The sequence below is a fragment of the Montanilutibacter psychrotolerans genome (assembly GCF_003719825.1).
GTDB classification, from domain to species: domain Bacteria; phylum Pseudomonadota; class Gammaproteobacteria; order Xanthomonadales; family Xanthomonadaceae; genus Montanilutibacter; species Montanilutibacter psychrotolerans.
On record NZ_RIBS01000001.1, the window covers coordinates 805,479 to 825,017 of the forward strand.

Annotated in this window: 13 protein-coding genes; 8 read left to right on the forward strand and 5 right to left on the reverse strand. The window is 67.1% G+C overall.

Annotation, left to right across the window (positions count from 1 at the left end; genetic code table 11):
• Nucleotides 1–149: 149 nt before the first annotated feature.
• Nucleotides 150–539: a hypothetical protein gene (locus tag EER27_RS03370; RefSeq protein WP_123086581.1), complete on the reverse strand. Its 390-nt coding sequence runs from the start codon at nt 537–539 to the stop codon at nt 150–152.
• A gap of 123 nt (nt 540–662) precedes the next feature.
• Entirely contained in the window at nt 663–1,838 is a 1,176-nt protein-coding gene (locus EER27_RS03375) for a thiolase family protein (protein ID WP_123086582.1), read from the reverse strand.
• A 362-nt stretch (nt 1,839–2,200) separates the two neighbouring features.
• Here EER27_RS03375 and EER27_RS03380 point away from each other — a divergent pair, with 362 nt between their 5' ends.
• Complete coding sequence (locus EER27_RS03380; RefSeq protein ID WP_123086583.1) at nt 2,201–6,001, forward strand: sensor histidine kinase; 3,801 nt, start codon at nt 2,201–2,203, stop codon at nt 5,999–6,001.
• Between the two features lie 191 nt (nt 6,002–6,192).
• On the opposite strand, the gene EER27_RS03385 is transcribed toward EER27_RS03380, so the two are convergent.
• The 3 genes from EER27_RS03385 to EER27_RS03395 all read right to left on the reverse strand — a co-directional run bounded on the left by EER27_RS03385 (nt 6,193) and on the right by EER27_RS03395 (nt 10,171).
• A complete protein-coding gene (locus tag EER27_RS03385) occupies nt 6,193–7,350 on the reverse strand; it encodes an isovaleryl-CoA dehydrogenase (protein ID WP_123086584.1) in 1,158 nt (385 codons plus the stop codon).
• Nucleotides 7,351–7,472: 122 nt separating this feature from the next.
• Nucleotides 7,473–8,576 (reverse strand): Glu/Leu/Phe/Val dehydrogenase dimerization domain-containing protein, encoded by a 1,104-nt coding sequence (locus EER27_RS03390; RefSeq protein WP_123086688.1) that lies wholly within the window; start codon nt 8,574–8,576, stop codon nt 7,473–7,475.
• Nucleotides 8,577–8,881: 305 nt separating this feature from the next.
• On the reverse strand, nt 8,882–10,171 hold the full coding sequence (locus EER27_RS03395; RefSeq protein ID WP_123086585.1) for a 2OG-Fe(II) oxygenase: 1,290 nt from the start codon (nt 10,169–10,171) through the stop codon (nt 8,882–8,884).
• 156 nt (nt 10,172–10,327) lie between these two features.
• Here EER27_RS03395 and EER27_RS03400 point away from each other — a divergent pair, with 156 nt between their 5' ends.
• The 7 genes from EER27_RS03400 to EER27_RS03435 all read left to right on the forward strand — a co-directional run bounded on the left by EER27_RS03400 (nt 10,328) and on the right by EER27_RS03435 (nt 19,354).
• Nucleotides 10,328–13,840: a methylmalonyl-CoA mutase family protein gene (locus EER27_RS03400; protein ID WP_123086586.1), complete on the forward strand. Its 3,513-nt coding sequence runs from the start codon at nt 10,328–10,330 to the stop codon at nt 13,838–13,840.
• Between the two features lie 216 nt (nt 13,841–14,056).
• Nucleotides 14,057–14,605 (forward strand): REP-associated tyrosine transposase, encoded by a 549-nt coding sequence (locus EER27_RS03410; RefSeq protein WP_223807139.1) that lies wholly within the window; start codon nt 14,057–14,059, stop codon nt 14,603–14,605.
• Nucleotides 14,606–14,808: 203 nt separating this feature from the next.
• Nucleotides 14,809–15,339: a hypothetical protein gene (locus tag EER27_RS03415; protein ID WP_123086587.1), complete on the forward strand. Its 531-nt coding sequence runs from the start codon at nt 14,809–14,811 to the stop codon at nt 15,337–15,339.
• A gap of 245 nt (nt 15,340–15,584) precedes the next feature.
• Nucleotides 15,585–16,013 (forward strand): VOC family protein, encoded by a 429-nt coding sequence (locus EER27_RS03420; RefSeq protein WP_123086588.1) that lies wholly within the window; start codon nt 15,585–15,587, stop codon nt 16,011–16,013.
• A 132-nt stretch (nt 16,014–16,145) separates the two neighbouring features.
• Nucleotides 16,146–17,000, forward strand: coding sequence for an amidohydrolase family protein (locus EER27_RS03425; RefSeq protein ID WP_223807140.1), 855 nt, complete (start codon nt 16,146–16,148; stop codon nt 16,998–17,000).
• Nucleotides 17,001–17,491: 491 nt separating this feature from the next.
• The gene (locus tag EER27_RS03430; RefSeq protein WP_223807141.1) at nt 17,492–18,121 is read left to right on the forward strand and encodes an REP-associated tyrosine transposase; all 630 of its coding nucleotides are present in this window, start codon (nt 17,492–17,494) and stop codon (nt 18,119–18,121) included.
• 249 nt (nt 18,122–18,370) lie between these two features.
• Nucleotides 18,371–19,354 carry a hypothetical protein gene (locus tag EER27_RS03435; protein WP_123086589.1) on the forward strand — a complete coding sequence of 328 codons (984 nt, stop codon included), beginning with the start codon at nt 18,371–18,373 and terminating at the stop codon, nt 19,352–19,354.
• The last annotated feature ends 185 nt before the right edge of the window (nt 19,355–19,539 follow it).

The window sequence follows — 19,539 nt, forward strand, 5'->3', positions numbered from 1 at the left end:
GGGCCGATCGTTGGATCGGTGTCAGGCACTGCCAGTGCGCGCGGCAATCCGGCGAGGCCGGGTCCGATCGTTCACTGACCACTTGCAGAATAAGAACAGCCGCCGGAAACCCGGCGGCTGCTCCGTGTTGCAAACCCGCGAGCGGGTTATTACTTCTTGACTTCTTCGGTCGCTTCAGCGGCCTGCTTGGCAGCGTCAGCAGCCTGACCGGCGGCGTCGGCAGCCTGGCCAGCGGCGTCGGCAGCGGCGTCAGCGGCCGGAGCGGTGGTGGCGGCGCCAGCGGCGTCAGCGGCCGTGGCGGCGGTGTCAGCAGCAGCGGCAGCGGCGTCGGCCGAAGCCTGGGCAGCGTCGGCGCCAGCAGCGGCGGTGGCGTCAGCCGGCATGGCGGCGGCGTCGGCAGCGGCGGTGTCGGCGGCAGCAGCGGCTTCGGTCGAAGCAGCGGCAGCGTCGGCAGCGGCGTTGTCAGCCTGCTGGGAGTTGGTGCAAGCGGTCAGGGCGAAGCCCAGGGCCAGAGCGATCAGCGCCTTGTTCATGGTCATGGTACGGTTTCCTCGTCAAAGAATTTGGGCAACGCGCAAGTGCGCGCCGATAACATGATGACAAGCCAGTGACGTGTGTCAAGCGGCTGGCCGGTTTTTTTTTGTTATTACGTTGTTAGCGCCTTATGCCAATTCAATCGCAATCGCAGTGGCTTCGCCACCTCCGATGCAAAGCGATGCGACGCCGCGCTTGCAACCACGGCTGAACAGCGCGTTCAACAGGGTCACCACAAGGCGGGCGCCGCTGGCGCCAATGGGGTGTCCGAGGGCGCAGGCACCACCGTTCACGTTGATCTTGTCGTGGGGGATGCCCAGGTCCTTCATCGGCGCCATTGCCACGCAGGCGAAGGCTTCGTTGACCTCGAACAGGTCCACGTCGGCGACGCTCCAGCCGGCCTTTTCCAGCACATTCGAGATGGCCTTGACCGGCGCCGTGGTGAACCACTCCGGCGCCTGTGCGTGACCGGCATGGGCGACGATGCGCGCCAGCGGCTTGAGGCCGCGGCGAGCGGCTTCGTCGGCGCTCATCAGCAGCGTCGCGGCGGCGCCGTCGGAGATCTTCGACGACGAGGCCGCGGTCAGCACGCCGTCCTTGCCGAACGCGGCACGCAGGGTGGGGATCTTGCTGGTGTCGATCTTGCCGGGCTCTTCGTCGGTGTCGACCACGACCTCGCCCTTGCGGCCCTTCACGGTGACCGCAACGATCTCGTCCTTGAAGGCGCCGGACGCCTGCGCGGCCTGGGCGCGCTTGACGCTCTCTTCGGAGTAGGCGTCCAGCGCGGCGCGATCGAAGCCGTAGGTGTTGCAGGCCATGTCGCCGAACACGCCCATCGCCTGGCCATCGTAAGGGTTGGTCAGGCCGTCGAAGGCCATGTGGTCGATGAATTCGGCGGCGCCGTAGCGGATGCCGTTGCGCGAACCGTTGAGCAGGTGCGGTGCGTTGCTCATCGACTCCATGCCGCCGGCAATCACGACGTGCGCCGAGCCTGCCTTGATCAGGTCGTGGGCGAGCATGATCGCCTTCATGCCCGAGCCGCAGACCTTGTTGATGGTGGTGCAGCCGGCCGAGGTCGGCAGGCCGGCGCCGAGAGCGGCCTGGCGCGCCGGCGCCTGGCCGAGGCCGGCGGGCAGCACGCAGCCCATGATCACTTCGTCGACCTGGTCGGCGGCGACGCCGGCATGCGCCAGGGCGCCATTGATGGCGGCGGTACCCAGCACAGGCGTCGGCACGCCATTGAACTGGCCGAGGAATGAACCGATGGCGGTGCGCTTGGCACCGACGATGACGACGTCGGACATGGGAACTCCTGGAAGTAATGACGGCTGGCGCCGAACCCTTCGATTATGCGTCGGCATGCTGCGCTGCCGCAAATCCTCCCCGTGCCGTGCGACAGCGGTGTTTACGCCCTGCGACAGACCGCCTTCCGGTGCCGGCTCCGGCCGCCCGCCGGCGGCTGGCCATCCGTGCGCCCAGGCCGGCGGCGCACCGGAAGCGCAGGGCGCCCGGGCTCCGGTGGCACCGGGTGGCGTCCGCCGGTCGGGGGCGGGCATAGGGCGCGCTGGCATCGATCATGCCGACGCCGCAGGCGCGACCCGCGGTGGTCGTACGCGATGGCGCGTCCGGCTTGTAGTCGCCATGGCCGGGCGATAGCCTCGACCGCATGGGGGGCACTCGGACAAACGCCGCGCTGGCGGCCGCTTTCGCGCTGTTGGCAGCGCTGTCGGGCCACGCCGCGATGGCCCAGCCCCGGACGCCCGCGCCCCGCGCGATGGTGAGTTACGACGACGTCCGCTTCCAGCGCTTCAGCGTCGGCGACGGGCTGTCGCAACCGACGGTCAAGGCCATGGTGCAAGACGCGGCCGGTTATGTCTGGCTCGGCACCCAGGACGGATTGAACCGGTTCGACGGCTACCAGTTCCGGGTCTACCGCAACCGCACCGACGACCCTGCCAGCCTCCCCGACAACAACATCCAGACGCTGGTGCCCGCGCGCCGGGGAGGCTTCTGGGTGGCCACCCGCGGCGGCGGCCTCGCCCGGTTCCTGCCGGGGCAGGACCGGTTCGAACGCCATTCGGCCGACGGACGCCCCGGCGCTTTGGCCAGCAACGAGCTGAGCACGATCCGTGAGGATGCCAAGGGCCGGTTGTGGGTCGCCGGCAGCGCCGGCCAGCTGCAATGGCTTGCACCCGCGGGCGACCGATTCACGTCCGTCCCGTCCTCGGTCACCCAGGTGCTCGGGCAGGTGCTGACGATCGAGCCTTACGGTCGGGATTTTCTGATCGGCTCACGGCGCGGCCTGTTCCTGATGAGCCATGACGGCGCCAGTGCCCGCGTGTGGGGCGACGGATCGGTCGAGGACGTGGAGGCGATCGAGGTCGATCCGCTCGCTCGTGGCGTCTGGGTCGGCAGCGATGGCGGTGGCGTCACCCTGTTCGACGACCGCGGTCATGTCCAGCGGCGCTGGGGGATCGCCGAGGGCATGTCCGACCAGATCCGCGACCTGGTCGTCGACGGCGGCGGCCGGTTGTGGGTGGCGATGTTCCATGGCCTGGCCCGGCTGGATTCCGTCGAAACCACCGTACGCAGCTGGCGCTTTGGCGACGGCCTGTCCGGTGCGGTGTCGTCGAGCAACGTGTTCCGACTGATGCTCGATCGCGATGGCCTGCTGTGGGCCGGAACCTGGATGAACGGCGTCAACGTCTACGTGCCGGAGACGCGCAAGTTCGGCGAAGTCCAGGTGCGCGATCTCAGCACCCGCAATCCGTCGGCCGTATCGATCCACGCCCTGATGGTCGACAAGGACCAGACGCTCTGGCTGGCGGCAGGCGAGGGCATGAGCCTGCTCCACTGCGACATCCGCGGTGGCCTGATCGCCCAGTACCTGCACGACCCGGCGGTTCCCGGCTCGCTGCCGGACGCACGGGTGACGCACATGCTGCGCGATCGCGACGGCCGGGTCTGGGCGGCGACCGGGCGCGGCCCGGCGCGACTGGAAAACGGGCGCTTCACGCTGTTCCCCATCATCGATGAAGACGGTCGTGCGCGCGGCACCAGCGCGCATCGTCTCTATCAGGATCACGACGGCACGATCTGGGCGGCGACCCGCGATGGCGCGCTGGCCGCGCTGTGCCCCGGCTGCAACCGATTCCGGGTGTACCGACTTACCGCCAACCGCAGCGAGGATCCGCGCAACGGCAATGTCGCCGAGGCGATGTTCGAAGACAGCCGCGGCAACTTCTGGGTGGGAGGCCGTGTCGGCGGCCTGCTCCGGCTCGATCGGGCCAGTGGCCGGATCGAGCGATTCGCCGCGGGCAACGGCACACCGGGCCGGCTCCGGCACAACACCATCACCGCGATCGTCGAGGACCGGCGCGGCCGCTTGTGGCTGGGCACGCAGGGCGGCGGCGTCAACCGGCTCGCCTTCGATCCCAAGGGTCGGCCCGTGTTCACGGCCTATGGCATGCGCGAGGGCCTGGCGACCGAGGCCGTGGGCGGCATCGTCGAAGACGACGAAGGCATGCTGTGGGTCAGCACCTCGGCCGGGGTCAGCCGACTCAACCCGGACACCGGGCAGATCGTCAATTTCGGCTCGAGCGCGGGCACCCAGGAGACGGGTTACTTCGTCGCCTCGTACGGGCGGCTGGACGACGGCCGCATCCTGTTCTCGGGCATGCACGGGGTCACGGTGTTCGACGCGCGCGAAGTCGAACCCTTGCCACCGCCCCACCGGGTCGAGCTGACCGAGCTGCGCCTGCTGCGCATGGAGGGAATGGCGGGCCCGTCCGACGAAACGTCGCGCCGCGATGCGTCCGGCGCCCTGACGCTGCCACCCGAGGGCGACGACATCAGCCTGGCGTTCTCCGCATTGAGTTACGTCGCGCCGCGCGAGCTGCTGTACGCGTACCGGCTGGATGGCGTGAACGAACGCTGGATCGAGGTCGACGCGCACCGTCGGGTTGCCAGCTACAACAACCTTCCTCCCGGGCGGTACACGTTCCGCGCGCGTGCGCGCTATCCCGACGGCAGTTGGGGCGAAGAGCTGAGCATCCCGATCGTCCTGGAAGCGCCATGGTGGAGAACCGCGTGGGCGCGCGGCGCGCTGCTGCTGCTGGCGGCGCTGTTGGTGATCGTGGTGGCGTGGCAGATGCGCCAGCGCTGGATCGAGCGCGACCAGGCGCGGCGCCGCATCGCCGACAGCGAAGAACGCCTCAAGCTGGCGCTGTGGGGCACCGGCGACGAGCTGTGGGACCTGGACGTCAAGCGCAGGGAGGTCCGCAGGCTCAACCCGTTGGATCAGCCCGATCTGGGCGGTCAGGAACTGGTCGAGCAGCTCGGCTCGATGCGCGACAGCGTGCACCCCGAGGACCTGGCCCGCTTCGACGCGGCCGTCGAAACCCACCTGGCCGGCAGCGCCGACGTGCTCGACCTGTCCTACCGGGTGCTGGATGCCGACGGCCAGTGGCGCTGGATCCGCAGCCGCGGGCGCATCACCGCGCGCGACGAACAGCACGTGCCGGTGCGCATCACCGGCACGCACAGCGACATCACCAAGATCAAGCAAGGCGAACAGGCGCTGGAGCGCATCAACCTGGAACTCGAATCGCGCGTGCGCCTGCGCACCGATGCCCTGCACGAAACCAACGAAAGCCTGCGCAACACGATCGACGAGCTGCGCCTGGCGCAGAACCAACTGGTGGAAGCGGAAAAGATGGCCGCCCTGGGCAGCCTGGTGGAGGGCGTCGCGCACGACCTCCATACGCCGCTGGGCATCGGTGTCACCGCGGCTTCGAACCTGGAACTGCAGGCGCGCAAGTTGGGCGAGCTGATCAAGAGCGGGCGCGTGGACGATGCGGTCCTGGAGCAGTTCCGGCGTACCACCGGAGAGAGCTCGCAGCTGATCCTGCGCAACCTGATGAGCGCCGACCGCATGGTGCGCAGTTTCAAACAGGTCGCCGTCGACCAGTCGAGCGAGACGCCACGTCGGATCGAGCTGGGTGCCTACCTCGAAGACGTGCTGGTGTCGTTGAAGCCCAGCCTGCGCCAGGGCGGGCACTCGGTCAGCGTGGAATGCCCGCAGCCGATCACCTTCGAGACCTACCCTGGCGTGATCTACCAGATCGTCTCGAACCTGGTGTTGAACTCGGTGATGCATGGCTTCGAAGACCGCGCCAATGGCCACATCCGCCTGCACGCTCGCGTGGCGGACGACCAGGTGCTGCTGGACTACCGCGACGACGGAGCGGGCATGCCCCCCGACGTGCGACGGCACGCGTTCGAGCCGTTCTTCACCACGCGCCGCGGCAAGGGCGGTTCCGGACTGGGGCTGCACATCGTCTGGAACCTGGCGACCCAGGTGCTGGGCGGCAGCATCGACTGCGAAAGCACGCCAGGCGAAGGCACCTGCTTCCACTTGCGGATCCCGTGCCGGTTGCCGTTGAAGACACCGCCGCCGCGCCACTAATCCCGCGACTGAACCGACGCGACCAGACCGGCGACCTGCTCGGCGGACGCAAGCTCGCGCGCCGCCCGGTTCAGTCTGAAATTCGGCGCGGCCCGCGCGCGCTGCATCGCGACCGGCTGTCGCCAGCCGATTCCGGACCGGTACGTCGTGGGGCGCGGGTGGGCTGCCGGTCAACGGCAGCCCACGAACGCTCAGCTGCGACCGTCGAACAGCTCGCGGCCGATCAGCATGCGGCGGATCTCGTTGGTGCCCGCGCCAATCTCGTAGAGCTTGGCGTCGCGCAGCATCCGGCCGGTGGGGAACTCGTTGATGTAGCCGTTGCCGCCCAGCGTCTGGATCGCCTCGAGCGTGACCTTCACCGCCGCCTCGGACGCGTGCAGCAGGCAGCTGGCGGCATCGACGCGGCTCTTGTAGCCGTTGTCGTAGTCGCGGGCCACCTGGTACGCAAATGCACGGCTGGACTGCAGCGCGGTGTACATATCGGCGATCTTGCCCTGCATCAGGCCGAACGTGCCGATCGCGGCGTCGAACTGGCGGCGCTCGCGCGAGTACGGCAGTGCGACATCCAGCGCGGCCTGCATCAAGCCGATGGGGCCGCCCGACAGCACCAGACGCTCGGTATTGAGCCCGCTCATCAGCACCTTGACGCCCTGGTTGACCTCACCGAGCACGTTCTCGGCGGGGATCTCGCAGTCGACGAACACCAGTTCGCAGGTGTTGGAGCCGCGCATGCCGAGCTTGTCGAGCTTCTGCGCCGTGCTGAAACCCTTCATGCCCTTTTCGACGATGAAGGCAGTCATGCACTTGCTGCCCGCGTCCTTGCCGGCCGTGCGCATGTACACCACCAACACGTCGGCCTCGGGGCCGTTGGTGATCCACATCTTGTTGCCGTTGGCCACCCATACGTCGCCCTTCAGTTCGGCGCGGCAGCTCATCGAGCCCACCACGTCCGAGCCGGCGCCCGGCTCGCTCATGGCCAGCGCGCCCTTCCATTCGCCACTGCACAGCTTGGGCAGGTACGCGTGGCGTTGCGCCTCGTTGCCATTGGCATAGAGGTTGTTGACGCACAGGTTGGAGTGCGCGCCATAGCTCAGGCCCACCGAACCGGACGCGCGCGAGATCTCTTCCATCGCCACCAGGTGGGCGAGGTAGCCCATCTCGCTGCCGCCGTATTCGGCCGGCACGGTCAGGCCGAGCAGACCCATCTCGCCGAGCTTGGGCCACAGGTCCTGCGGGAACCAGTTCTCGTGGTCGATCTTCTCGGCACGCGGTGCGATCTCGGCTTCGGCGAAGCGGCGCACGGCATCGCGCAACGCATCGATTTCTTCACCCAGCGGGTAGGGACGCATCGGCACTCCAGTCCTGTTTCGTTGCCGCGCCGGCATGGTGCCGCGTGGCGGGTTCCGGATAACACGACGGGGCACTGGGCCCCGTCGTGGATGGTGGTGTCTTCCTTGTTGCGCGCGACCGGTCAGTGACCGCCGCGGATGCGACCCTGGAAGCGCGGCGCGGCGCGGCCGAGCGGCAGCTTGAGCTTGCCGATCGCGGTGATGCGCTCTTCCGCCAGACGGTCGGCGGCCTTGTAGGTCGGGATGCCGTCACGCTCGGCGATCTCGAAGATGCGGCCGAGGTTATGGTAGATGGTGCGCATCATGCGCATCGCGCGTTCGCGGTTGTAGCCGTCGATCTCGAGCGAGACGTTCATGACGCCGCCAGCGTTCACGGCGTAGTCGGGGGCATACAGGATGCCGCGCTTCTGCACTTCATCGCCGATGGCGTTGTTGGCCAGCTGGTTGTTGGCCGCACCGCAGATCACCTTGGCCTTGAGGCGAGGCAGGGTGCTCTCGTTGACAGTGCCACCCAGCGCGCACGGCGAGTACACGTCGGCCGGAACGTCGTAGATCTCGTCCAGGCCCACGGCCTCGGCGCCGTACTCGGACACGGCCTTGTCGACCAGGCCCTTGTTGATGTCGGTCACGAAGATCTTCGCGCCGCGCTCCTTGAGCAGCTTCACGTACTCCATGCCGACGTGGCCCAGGCCCTGCACGGCGTAGCTGTACTTGCCCACTTCCTCGTCGCCGAAACGCTTGTTGAGCGTGGCCATCAGGCCCTGCAGCGCGCCGTAGGCGGTGAACGGCGACGGGTCGCCCGAACCGCCGTGGACCTGGTGCACGCCGGTGACGTACTCGGTCTCGCGGTACACGAATTCCATGTCGTTGACGTCGATGCCGACGTCTTCGGCGGTGATGTAGCGACCGCCCAGCGACTCGACGAACTGGCCGAACGCGCGGAACAGCGCTTCGGACTTGTCGACGGCCGGGTCGCCGATGATCACCGCCTTGCCACCGCCGATGTTCAGGCCCGCGACCGCGTTCTTGTAGGTCATACCGCGCGACAGGCGCAGCACGTCGTTGAGCGCGTCGGCCTCGGTCTTGTACGGCCACATGCGGGTGCCACCCAGCGCGGGGCCCAGCACCGTGTTGTGGATCGCGATGATGGCCTTCAGGCCAGCGTCCTTGTTATGGCAGAACACAACCTGCTCGTGACCGAAGGTGTCAAGGGTTTCGAAAATCATCGGGTGCTCCGCATCGACGTGGGGACCGTTCTTGACGATCCGCGCCAACAGTGGTTGGTAAGTGGTTGAATTCTTGGGAATTCGTCGCTGAGGACAAGGTCTGGCCCGGCCCGCAGGGGCGGTAGTCTAAAGCAATCCCCAGATACGGTTGCGTATGTTGAAACGCGAACCAGATCTCAGTGCGACCACCATCGCCGTCGCGTTACGACGCGTGGCCAAGGCAGGCCGGCGCGCCGGATCCCGAGGTGCTGATCGGGTGGCGAAATCCGACCTGCCAACGGGCAGGAACCCGCGCATTCGACGCGTCAGAATCCGCGGTATCGCCGCTGCCGCAGCCACAGCGTTGCCAACCATTTCTCGCCAGCCAATACAGGTAGGCCGGCGTGCAGCGAGTCGGGGTCGGGGCGCCCATCGGCCAGCAGGTTGTCGAACACCACGGCCGACCCGGGGCGCGGGGCGATGCGCACGCCCGCAACGGGAAACTCGGTTTCGCCGCCCGCCTCGACGTCGTTGAGGTAGACGCAGATCGTGCGTTGGCGGTTGCCGGCTTGTGGCTGGTCGCGCTCGATCGCGCCGGGTGGCACGTAGTCGCGGTGCGGGCGGTACTGCTGGCCCGGCTCGTAGCGCAGCACGGTGAGGTGCTCGCCGTTGACCATGGCCATGCCCGCCGCGCTGGCCATGCGCAGTTGCACCGCACGCAGGGCGAAGTCCTCCAGCACCGGATCGAGGCTGGCGTCGCTGCTGGTGCGCACTTCCACTTCGATGGGCAGGCCGCTCTCGGGATCGACGGCGTTGGAGCGCCGCAGCTGCGGGCGCGCGCTGGCCACCAGCAGGCGGCATTCGTCCGCCGACAGCAACCCGTCGACGCGTGCCACGCGCGGCTGGCGCGACAACACGCTGGCACTTGCCGGCTGCAGGGCGTCCTCGAAGGCGAATGTGCCCGGCGGCAGTGCATCGGAAGCGGAGGGCTGCGCCCGGTCGACGCGGATCATCGGCAAGCGGGGCACGCCATGCCGGTCGAGTTGCGCCAGCAGTTCGTCCGCCGCGGCCGGCTGCGCCTGGCAGCCTTCGCCCAGCGCCAGCCGCTGCGCGAGCAGTTGCGCCGCGGTGACGTCGCCGCGTTGCGCCGCGCGTTCCAGCAGCTGCAGGCACAGCGTCTGATTGGTGTCTCCGGCACGGCGGCCGAAATGGAGGGCCGCAGCGCGCACGGCGGGTGGGTAGTTGGCCTGCACCGCGGCCAGCATGCGCTGGTTGACCTGGGCGTCGAGCGGCAACAGCACGCCGCCCAGCCCGATCAACGCCAGCTGATAGCCCGCGGCCGCGTGGCCGGCGCGCTCTGCCGACAGCATCCTGTCGAGGCCGCGGGCCGGATCGGCATCGCCGCCGACACCCAGCAGCAGCATGCGTGCGTGCTCGAACTGCGCGCCCGAGTGGCCCGATTCGGCGGCGCGTCGGTACAGGTCGAACGCTTCTTCGGGATGGCGCCGGACCACCAGCGCGGCGGCCAACTCGAACAACGCCTGCGGTGCGCCGCCCGCGGCGGCGGCGCGCAGGTTGGACAGGACGGGGTCGCTGGCGATCGTCGTAATGGGCATGCGCCAAGGGTAGCGGGGGAACCGGGCCGTGGGCGCTTTTCCGAGCCGGCGCGCGTGCCTCCGCTTGTGCGCTGGTGGCTCCCAGCCACGTCCCCGGAGGCACCACGCCGCCCCACGCTACAATCCGGAAATCCCCGATTTCGTATCGAGCGCACGATGAGCACTGTCGCCAGCAACCTGCCCGAAACCCAGAACCCGCAGACCGAGGCCACCTCGCCGCTGCGTTTCGTCACCGCCGCCAGCCTGTTCGACGGCCACGACGCTGCGATCAACATCATGCGCAGGCTGATCCAGGGGCAGGGCGCCGAGGTGATCCACCTGGGCCACAACCGCTCGGTCGAGGACGTGGTGCGCGCCGCGCTGCAGGAAGATGCCGACGGCATTGCGCTGTCCAGCTACCAGGGCGGCCACGTCGAGTACTTCAAGTACATGGTCGACATGCTGCGCGAACGCGGCGCCGGCCACATCAAGGTGTTCGGCGGCGGCGGCGGCACCATCACCCCCGAAGAAATCCGCGAGCTGCAGGGCTACGGGGTCGAGCGCATCTACCACCCCAACGACGGCATGCACATGGGCCTGGTGGCGATGATCGAGGACGTGGTGCGTCGCGCCGCCGATGGCCGCCGCGCGGACACCGCGCCGGACAAGCCCGCCGCGATCGACGACGAGATCACCATCGGCAAGACCCTCAGCGCCATCGAGGAGGGCCAGTACGACGAGACCCAGCTGGCCCACCTGCGCAAGCAGTGGCAGCTGGCCGGCGGCAAGACGCCGGTGGTCGGCATCACTGGTACCGGCGGCGCCGGCAAGTCGTCGGTGACCGACGAGCTGCTCAACCGCTTTCTGCACCATTTCCCGCAGATGCGCATCGCGGTGATCTCGGTCGATCCCACCCGCCGCCGCACCGGTGGCGCGCTGTTGGGAGACCGCATCCGCATGAACTCGCTGCGCAGCCCGCGCGTGTACATGCGCTCGATGGCCACGCGCCGCCAGCACGCGGCCACCAACGTGGTGCTCAAGGATTCGATCGGCTTCCTCAAGGGGCTGGGCTACGACCTGGTGATCGTCGAGACCGCCGGCATCGGCCAGAGCGATTCGGAGATCGTCGACCTGGTCGATTTCCCGATGTACGTGATGACCAGCGACTTCGGCGCGCCCAGCCAGCTCGAGAAGATCGACATGCTCGATTACGCCGAGCTGGTGGTGCTCAACAAGTTCGACAAGCGCGGCGCCGAGGACGCCCTGCGCGACGTGCGCAAGCAGTGGAAGCGCAACCGCGTGGCGTTCCAGATGAAGGACGAAGACGTCCCCGTCTATCCCACCATCGCCAGCCAGTTCAACGACCCCGGCATCAGCTGGATGTTCGCCAACCTGTGCCGCCTGCTGCGCGACAAGCTGTCGCTGCCGGCCGACCACTGGACCCCGCAGCTCGACACCACGCTGAAGGAGCCGCGCGCCACCGTGCTGATCCCCGGCAGCCGCGTGCGCTACCTGGCCGAGATTGCCGAGCAGGGCCGCGCCATCAACACGCGCATCGAGAGCCAGGCCGAAACCGCCGACCGCGCCCAGTCGTACTGGCAATCGCTGCACGACCTGTCTGACGACGCGCTGCCCGGCGCGCTGGATCTCTACAGCGCCGATCACGTCGTAGGGTGGGCTCAAGCCCACCATCGGGAAGGTTCGGCGCACGGTGGGCTTGAGCCCACCCTACCGATCGACCGCACTCTGGTCACCCTGCGCCAGCGTTACAACGACGCCATCCAGTCGCTGTCGTCCGACGCACTGCGCCTGCTGCGCGAATGGCCGGCGCGCCTGAAGTCGATCACCGACGAGATCACCGAGTACGAAGTGCGCGGCAAGAAGATCCGCGTCGAGAACTACCGCGAGTCGCTCAGCCACCAGCTGATTCCCAAGATCGCCGCGCCCACCTACAAGAGCTGGGGCGAGCTGCTGGTGTTCCTGCAGAAGGAAAACCTGCCCGGCTACTACCCGTACACCGGCGGCGTCTACCCGTACCGCCGCACCGGCGAAGATCCCATCCGCATGTTTGCCGGCGAGGGCACGCCCGAGCGCACCAACCGCCGCTTCCACTATCTCAGCGTGGGCCAGCCGGCCGCGCGCCTGTCCACCGCGTTCGACTCGGTGACGCTGTACGGCGAAGACCCGGCCGTGCGTCCTGACATCTTCGGCAAGATCGGCAACTCCGGCGTCAACATCGCCTCGCTCGACGACATGAAGAAGCTGTACTCCGGCTTCGACCTGTGCGCGCCCACCACCTCGGTGTCGATGACCATCAACGGCCCCGCGCCGATGATCCTGGCGATGTTCATGAACACCGCCATCGACCAGCAGGTGGAGAAGTACCTGCGCGAGGACCAGGCGCGCTGGGACGAGGCGCACAACCGCATCGAGGCGATGTTCGAAGGCCGCCAGCGCCCGCAGTACAGCGGCATGCTGCCCGAGACCAACGACGGCCTGGGCCTGGGCCTGCTGGGCGTCACCGGCGACCAGGTGGTCGCCCCGGAAATCTACGAGAACATCAAGGCCCACACGCTGGCCACCGTGCGCGGCACCGTGCAGGCCGACATCCTCAAGGAAGACCAGGCGCAGAACACCTGCATCTTCAGCACCGAGTTCGCCCTGCGCATGATGGGCGACATCCAGCAGTACTTCGTCGACCGCAACGTCCGCAATTTCTACTCGGTGTCGATCAGCGGTTATCACATCGCCGAAGCCGGCGCGAACCCGATCAGCCAGCTTGCCTTCACGCTGAGCAACGGCTTCACCATCGTCGAGTACTACCTCGCACGCGGCATGAAGATCGACGACTTCGCGCCCAACCTGTCGTTCTTCTTCAGCAACGGCATGGATCCGGAGTACACCGTCATCGGCCGCGTCGCCCGCCGCATCTGGGCCCGCGCGATGCGCGAGCGCTATGGCGCCGACGCCCGCAGCCAGATGATGAAGTACCACATCCAGACCAGCGGCCGATCCCTGCACGCGCAGGAGATCCAGTTCAACGACATCCGCACCACGCTGCAGGCGCTGTACGCGCTGTTCGACAACTGCAACAGCCTGCACACCAACGCCTACGACGAAGCCATCACCACGCCGACGGAAGAATCCGTGCGCCGCGCCGTGGCCATCCAGATGATCATCAACAAGGAGCTGGGGCTGAACTTCAACGAGAACCCCTGGCAGGGCAGCTTCATCGTCGACAAGCTCACCGACATCGTCGAAGAAGCCGTCTACAAGGAGTTCGAGGCCATCAGCGAGCGCGGCGGCGTGCTCGGCGCCATGGACACCATGTACCAGCGCGGCAAGATCCAGGAAGAAAGCCTGTACTACGAGCACAAGAAGCACGACGGCAGCCTGCCGCTGGTGGGCGTCAACACCTTCCTGCCGAAAGACCACGGCGGCGACATCGTCACCGAGATCGAACTGATCCGCTCGACCGAAAGCGAGAAGGGCCAGCAGATCGAAAACGTCGCCGGCTACCAGTCCAACCGCAACACCTACGCCGCCGAGGGTCTCAAGCCCCTACAGGCCGCCGCGCGCGAACGCCGCAACGTGTTCGCCAGCCTGATGGAGGCGGTGAAGACGCACAGCCTGGGGCAGATCAGTCACGCGCTTTACGATGTGGGTGGGGAGTATCGGCGGAATATGTGAATCGGCCAGCCTAGGAGGGGCGGCTTCTCCCGTCGCCTGCCCGCGGACGAGCGTAGAAGCGCCGGGCGCATGGCCCGTCGCGAACGGGGCATATGGCAACGCGTAAGGCGGACTTGAGCCCGCCCTACGGCTTCCCGCTCAACCTCCCGTCGCGACGAATGCGTAGGGTGGGCCCTGGCCCACCGCTTTGCGGCCGCGGAGTTCTCCGACGGTGAGGTGTGCGGTGCGCTGATGCTTCGGCGCGATGGCGTGCACCACGCTGCACCGATGTCGAACTATCGTCGGATGTGGGTGCCGGGTGGCACCTACTTCTTCACCGTCAATCTGCTTGAACGCCGCCGCCGATTGTTGGTGGATCGGGTCGGTGACTTGCGCGCGGCATTCCGGTCAACGCATGCGGTGCGACCTTTCGAGATTCTGGCCATCGTCATCCTTCCCGATCACCTGCATTGCCTGTGGCGATTGCCGCCGGGAGACACCGACAACGCCAACCGGTGGGCGCAGATCAAGTCGGGCTTTTCGCGCCGCCTGCCTGCCGACGAGCACAGGACTCCAGGGAGAGCGGCGCGCCGGGAGCGCGGGATCTGGCAACGTCGCTACTGGGAACATGTGATCCGGGACGACAATGACCTGCGCCGGCATGTCGAGTACATCCACTTCAACCCGGTGAAGCACGGGCATTCGCGGCGTGCGATCGATTGGCCCCATTCGTCGTTTCGCCGGTGGGTTGAGGGTGGCGAGTATCCGGCCGATTGGGGCGGGTGAAGCGGCGAGGGCGGAGGTGGGCTTGAGCCCACCCTACGACCGCAACGCGACCCTGCGACTTTCCATGATGCGTAGGGTGGGCCCTCGCCCACCGTTCTACGACGGTCGGTGGGCGTATGTCCCGCCCACGGTGCGCCGGCTACACTCCGACCTCATCACGACTTCCCGGTGGATTGATGGAGTCATTCAAACGCGCGCAGGTCATGCAGGCTTTCCTGGCCGAGGCGCTGGCCGCGCAGGGCTTCCGCCCGAGTGCCATCCTGCCGGACGACCGCGGTGCGCCGGTGCATGTGGGCGTGCTCAAGAACGGCGACGAGGCTGATGCCATCAAGGTGGTCTTCGTCGTTTCGCAGTTCGATGCGTTCACGCCCTTGGCCATCACCGACCTGGACGCGGGGAAAGTGGCCGATCCGTTGCTCGCGGCGATCGCGCAATCCCGCGGCCCCGATAGCTGGGCGATCGGCAGGGTGTACGACGTCGTCGGTTCCGACTACCTCGCCGCCCGCGACGTGACCGGCTTGCTGCTGCTGGCGCCGGAAACGGCAAATCTGTTTTTGGATCTGACCGAGACCATGACCCTCGCGGGCCAGGCGTTCGCGCTGCGCCTGGCGATCTATCTCAAGGGTGACGAAACCCGCGCCGCGCGCGCCGACTTGGTCGCGTTGCTGGACGAGTTCGACGCAACTGGGCGCGACATCTTCCTACTCGAAGCCCCGGCTCCCGAAGGCGCATGACCTGAGACCGCAAACGGGCACGACCCACGTAAGACGGGCGCAAGCCCGCCGTACGACCACTCGTTCAAATGCCCCCGTGGCCATGTGTCGGCGGGACACGTGAACGTCTGCCGATAGCACGTGCGATGAGGCCCGCTCCGGCGGGCCGTTTTCTTCGGGAACGCATCACTCACCGTCTTGATCCGTCGCGAACGCTCCGCGTGCTAACCCGTTCCTCGGAATACCTGGCCACCACCGGAGCTCCCATGGAAATCAACGAACTCCACCGCGGTCGACTCATCGATCATGTCCAGCTGGTCGTGCGTGACCTCGAAGCGAGCCGCGCGTTCTACGCCGCGGTGCTCGAGGTTTTGCAGGTGCCCATGGGCGGCGAACAAGACGGCTTCTTCTGGGCCGACGAGTTCTGCGTATCGACCGCCGACAGCGACGCGGCAGAGGGTCGGCTGACGGGGCCCACCCACGTGGCGTTCCAGGCCGCCGACCGCGCGATGGTCGATGCCTTCCACAAGGCTGCCCTTGCGCACGGCGGCAAGGACAACGGTGCCCCGGGCGAGCGCCCCTACCACCCGGGCTACTACGCCGCCTTCGTTCTCGACCCCGATGGCAACAACATCGAAGCCGTGTACCACGGGGAGGCGAAGCGCAGCGCGGCGTCGGTGAAGATCACGTTCTGAACGAAATAGGCGTTCGAAGCCATCAGCGAACGCGGCGAGGTCCTCGACGCCATGTGCCCGAGGCAACCTCTGTGCGTCTGCAACGAACGTGCCGGGTAGACTGCCGAATCTTCGCTGCTGGAACCCGCCATCGTGCCGCGCATTCTCTTGATCGCGTTCTGCTTCGTGGTGTTGGTTTCGGTTTCGGTTTCGGCGTCTGCAAAGGAGCCGGTCTTCGACGTGCATGTCCATCTGCGCGAGGGCGAGGCGTCGCTGCACGAATACCAGGCGGACGTCGCCGCGTCGGGCGTCGAGTTGGATGGACTGGCCGCGATGTGGTTCGGCGGGCCGCACCAGGCCCTGCATGGCGAGCTGGACAAGGTCCGCACCGGCAACGACGCGATCATCGCGCTCGCTGCGAAGCAACCGCAATTGCTGCCCGTGGCCACGGTGCATCCCTACGACGGACAGGCCGCGCTCTACGAGTTGACGCGCGTGGCCGGGCGCGGCGTGAAGGTGCTGAAGATTCATCCGCACACGCAGAAGTTCGACGCCGACGACCCGCGCGTGCTGATGCTGGTTCGGCATGCCGGCGCGCAGGGCATGACGGTGCTGATGGACAATGCCAACATCCTGCCGGGCGACAGCGAGCGCCTGTTCAACCTGGCAATCCAGGCGCCCAAGACGAAGTTCATCTTCGCCCACATCGGTGCAATGAATTTCCGGTTCTGGAACATGCTGGCCCTGGCGCGAACCGCTGATGACTTCTTCGCTGACAACATCTACTTCGACATCTCCGCGACGGTGGTGCTCGTCGCCGATTCGCCGATAGAGCCCGAGTTTGTCTGGACCCTGCGCAATGTCGGCATCGACCACGTGCTCCTGGGTTCCGACTATCCCCAACTGGGGATAGGCAAGGCCGTGGACGCGCTCGAACGGCTAGACCTGACGGACGAAGAGAAGGCGAAGGTCCGCTCGGGGAATGCGCGCAGGCTTTTCGGCCGCTGACGACTGAAGCAAAACACGGGTCATAGTCGACTTTTCCTAACCCGCGGGCTTGAGCCCGCCCTACGGCCACAACGCACGCTCGTACACCTTCCCGCCGCGACGATGCGTAGGGTGGACCCTGGCCCACCGATTACGGAGGTCGGTGGGGCGTTCTCCTACTGCGCGAGGCGGGGTGCGTTGATATCGCCCCGTGCAGGGATCGGACACGCTGCGGGGATGTCGAACTATCGTCGCACGTGCCGCACTCGTCGTTTCGCCGCTCGGTCGAGCGGGGCGCCTATCCGGCTGAGAGGGGTGGGCGACGCGTGCTGGGCGAAGGCGGGCTTGAGCCCGCCCGACGACCGCAACGCACGCTCGCACACCTCCACTGCGCGACGATGCGTAGGGTGGGCCCTGGCCCACCGATTACGGAGGTCGGTGGGGCGTTCTCCTACGGCGCGATGCGGGATGGGCCGATATCGAGCGGTGCCGGGATCGGACACGCTGCGGGGATGTCGAACTATCGCCGTATGTGGGTGCCCGGTGGCACCTATTTCTTTAGCGTCAACTTGCTCGATCGGCGGCGCCGGTTGCTGGTGGATCGGATCGCGGATCTGCGGATGGCGTTTCGAGTGGCGCAAGCGGTGCGGCCGTTTGACGTCCATGCGATCGTGGTCCTGCCGGATCACCTGCATTGCCTGTGGCGATTGCCGGCGGGAGATGTCGACAACGCCAATCGCTGGGCGCAGATCAAAGGCGGGTTTTCCCGTCGCTTGCCGGTGGATGAGCGCAGGAGCGCCGGGCGAATGGCCCGTCGCGAACGGGGCATCTGGCAGCGCCGCTATTGGGAGCACCTGATCCGCGACGAGAACGACCTGCGTCGACACGTCGAGTACATCCATTTCAACCCGGTGAAGCATGGACATGTGGTGCGCGCGCTGGATTGGCCGCACTCGTCGTTTCGCCGCTGGGTCGAGCGGGGCGCGTATCCGGCTGATTGGGGTGGTGAACAGCGTGTTGTGATGGGCGAAGGTGGGCTTGAGCCCACCCTACGGTCCTCTCCGGATGATTGGGGTGGTGAACAGCGACGCGTGGTGGGCGAAGACGGGCTTGAGCCAACCCTACGGTCCAGCTTGTGGTGAACAGCGTGTTGTGATGGGCGAAGGTGGGCTTGAGCCCACCCTACGATCCAGCTTGGGGTGAACAGCGTGGTGTGATGGGCGAAGGTGGGCTTGAGCCCACCCTACGGTCCTACGGCACGGTACGCCCGAGCCCAACGGATCCCGCGTAAGGCGGGCTTGAGCCCGCCCTGCCGGTCATGAAGCAGTACCCATATCGCCCACGCGCGCTAACGTGTGCGCCCCTGTCTCGTACCGATCAACGTACTGCCTATGGAAATTCCCGCCTATTGGGCTGAAGCGCGGTTGCAGCACCGTGACGCTCGGCGCCAGGTCACTGTTCGTCGCTTCGGCTGGTCAGAGGTCAGCCTGGCCGAGGCAGAGGCCCATGCACACGAGCGAGCGTGCGATGCGCTCGCGACGGTTGTGTCCGGAACGGACAGTCTCAAGCGGGAACCGAAGGTGCCCTATAACGGGGCCATCGGATTGCCGATCCGCGAGGAGGTGCTGGAACGTCTCGACGGCTGCGTCATTACGCGCAACTCGTATGGCGCGCACTGCCTCAACACCCCGAACGTCCTGATCGCCGATATCGATGCCGCACTGCCGGTCCCCGGAATCCATTACGTCATTTCCCTGCTGGGCCTCTTGATTGGCGCGGGGGCGACATGCGCGGGCCTCGACGCATGGAGTCCACGCGTGATCGTTGCCCTGGTCCTGGCGAGCCTTGTCTTCTTCGCCCCGCTGACCGGGTTGCTTCACCGGCTATGGGTGGCTCTGCATGGCGGGGCAAATCGAATGGCCTTGCAGCGGGTGGAGCGATTCGTCGAAGCCCGACCGGATTGGCGGGTCAGGCTTTATGACACGCCCATGGGCATGCGCCTGATCGCTATGCACCGGGTGTTCGATCCGCTGGAAGATGCCGTGACCGACTGCTTCACGCGCCTCAAAGTGGATCGCCTCTATGCCCTCATGTGCCGCAACCAGCGGTGCTTCCGGGCTCGTCTCACAGGGAAGCCCTGGCGCATGGGCATCGCCTCGCACATGCGGCCGCGTCCCGGGGTTTGGCCGGTAGCGCCCGAACGCATGCCGATGCGACAGGCCTGGGTGGCCGACTATGAAGCCGCCGCGGGTGGTTTCGCCGCCTGCCGCTTCCTGAAGGACATTGGCGGCGCGCCCGTCGACGCGGCGGTGCGTGCGGTTGTGGACGTGCACGATCGCGAGAGTCGTGTCGAAAGCACACTCCCGCTTGCCTGACCCGAACCCAGAACCGGATCCCAGAACCGGATCCCAGAACCGGGTAAAAGCGGCGGGCATTGCTTGCCATTCGAAATCAGCGCACCGCGCCTCTCGCCGTAAGAGGGCGCCAGCGCCCCGGAGAGCCGGTGGGCCAGGGCCCACCCTACGCAGCGCGAACGGCGCTGGGATTGGACGCGCTGCGG

Excerpts from the sequence above, each read along its gene's own strand:
- EER27_RS03430 (WP_223807141.1), top strand. The coding sequence starts at position 17,492 with ATGTCGAACTATCGCCGTATGTGGGTGCCCGGTGGCACCTATTTCTTT.
- EER27_RS03395 (WP_123086585.1), bottom strand. The coding sequence starts at position 10,171 with ATGCCCATTACGACGATCGCCAGCGACCCCGTCCTGTCCAACCTGCGC.
- EER27_RS03380 (WP_123086583.1), top strand. The coding sequence starts at position 2,201 with ATGGGGGGCACTCGGACAAACGCCGCGCTGGCGGCCGCTTTCGCGCTG.
- EER27_RS03400 (WP_123086586.1), top strand. The coding sequence starts at position 10,328 with ATGAGCACTGTCGCCAGCAACCTGCCCGAAACCCAGAACCCGCAGACC.
- EER27_RS03415 (WP_123086587.1), top strand. The coding sequence starts at position 14,809 with ATGCAGGCTTTCCTGGCCGAGGCGCTGGCCGCGCAGGGCTTCCGCCCG.
- EER27_RS03435 (WP_123086589.1), top strand. The coding sequence starts at position 18,371 with ATGGAAATTCCCGCCTATTGGGCTGAAGCGCGGTTGCAGCACCGTGAC.
- EER27_RS03375 (WP_123086582.1), bottom strand. The coding sequence starts at position 1,838 with ATGTCCGACGTCGTCATCGTCGGTGCCAAGCGCACCGCCATCGGTTCA.
- EER27_RS03370 (WP_123086581.1), bottom strand. The coding sequence starts at position 539 with ATGACCATGAACAAGGCGCTGATCGCTCTGGCCCTGGGCTTCGCCCTG.
- EER27_RS03420 (WP_123086588.1), top strand. The coding sequence starts at position 15,585 with ATGGAAATCAACGAACTCCACCGCGGTCGACTCATCGATCATGTCCAG.
- EER27_RS03385 (WP_123086584.1), bottom strand. The coding sequence starts at position 7,350 with ATGCGTCCCTACCCGCTGGGTGAAGAAATCGATGCGTTGCGCGATGCC.
- EER27_RS03390 (WP_123086688.1), bottom strand. The coding sequence starts at position 8,576 with ATGATTTTCGAAACCCTTGACACCTTCGGTCACGAGCAGGTTGTGTTC.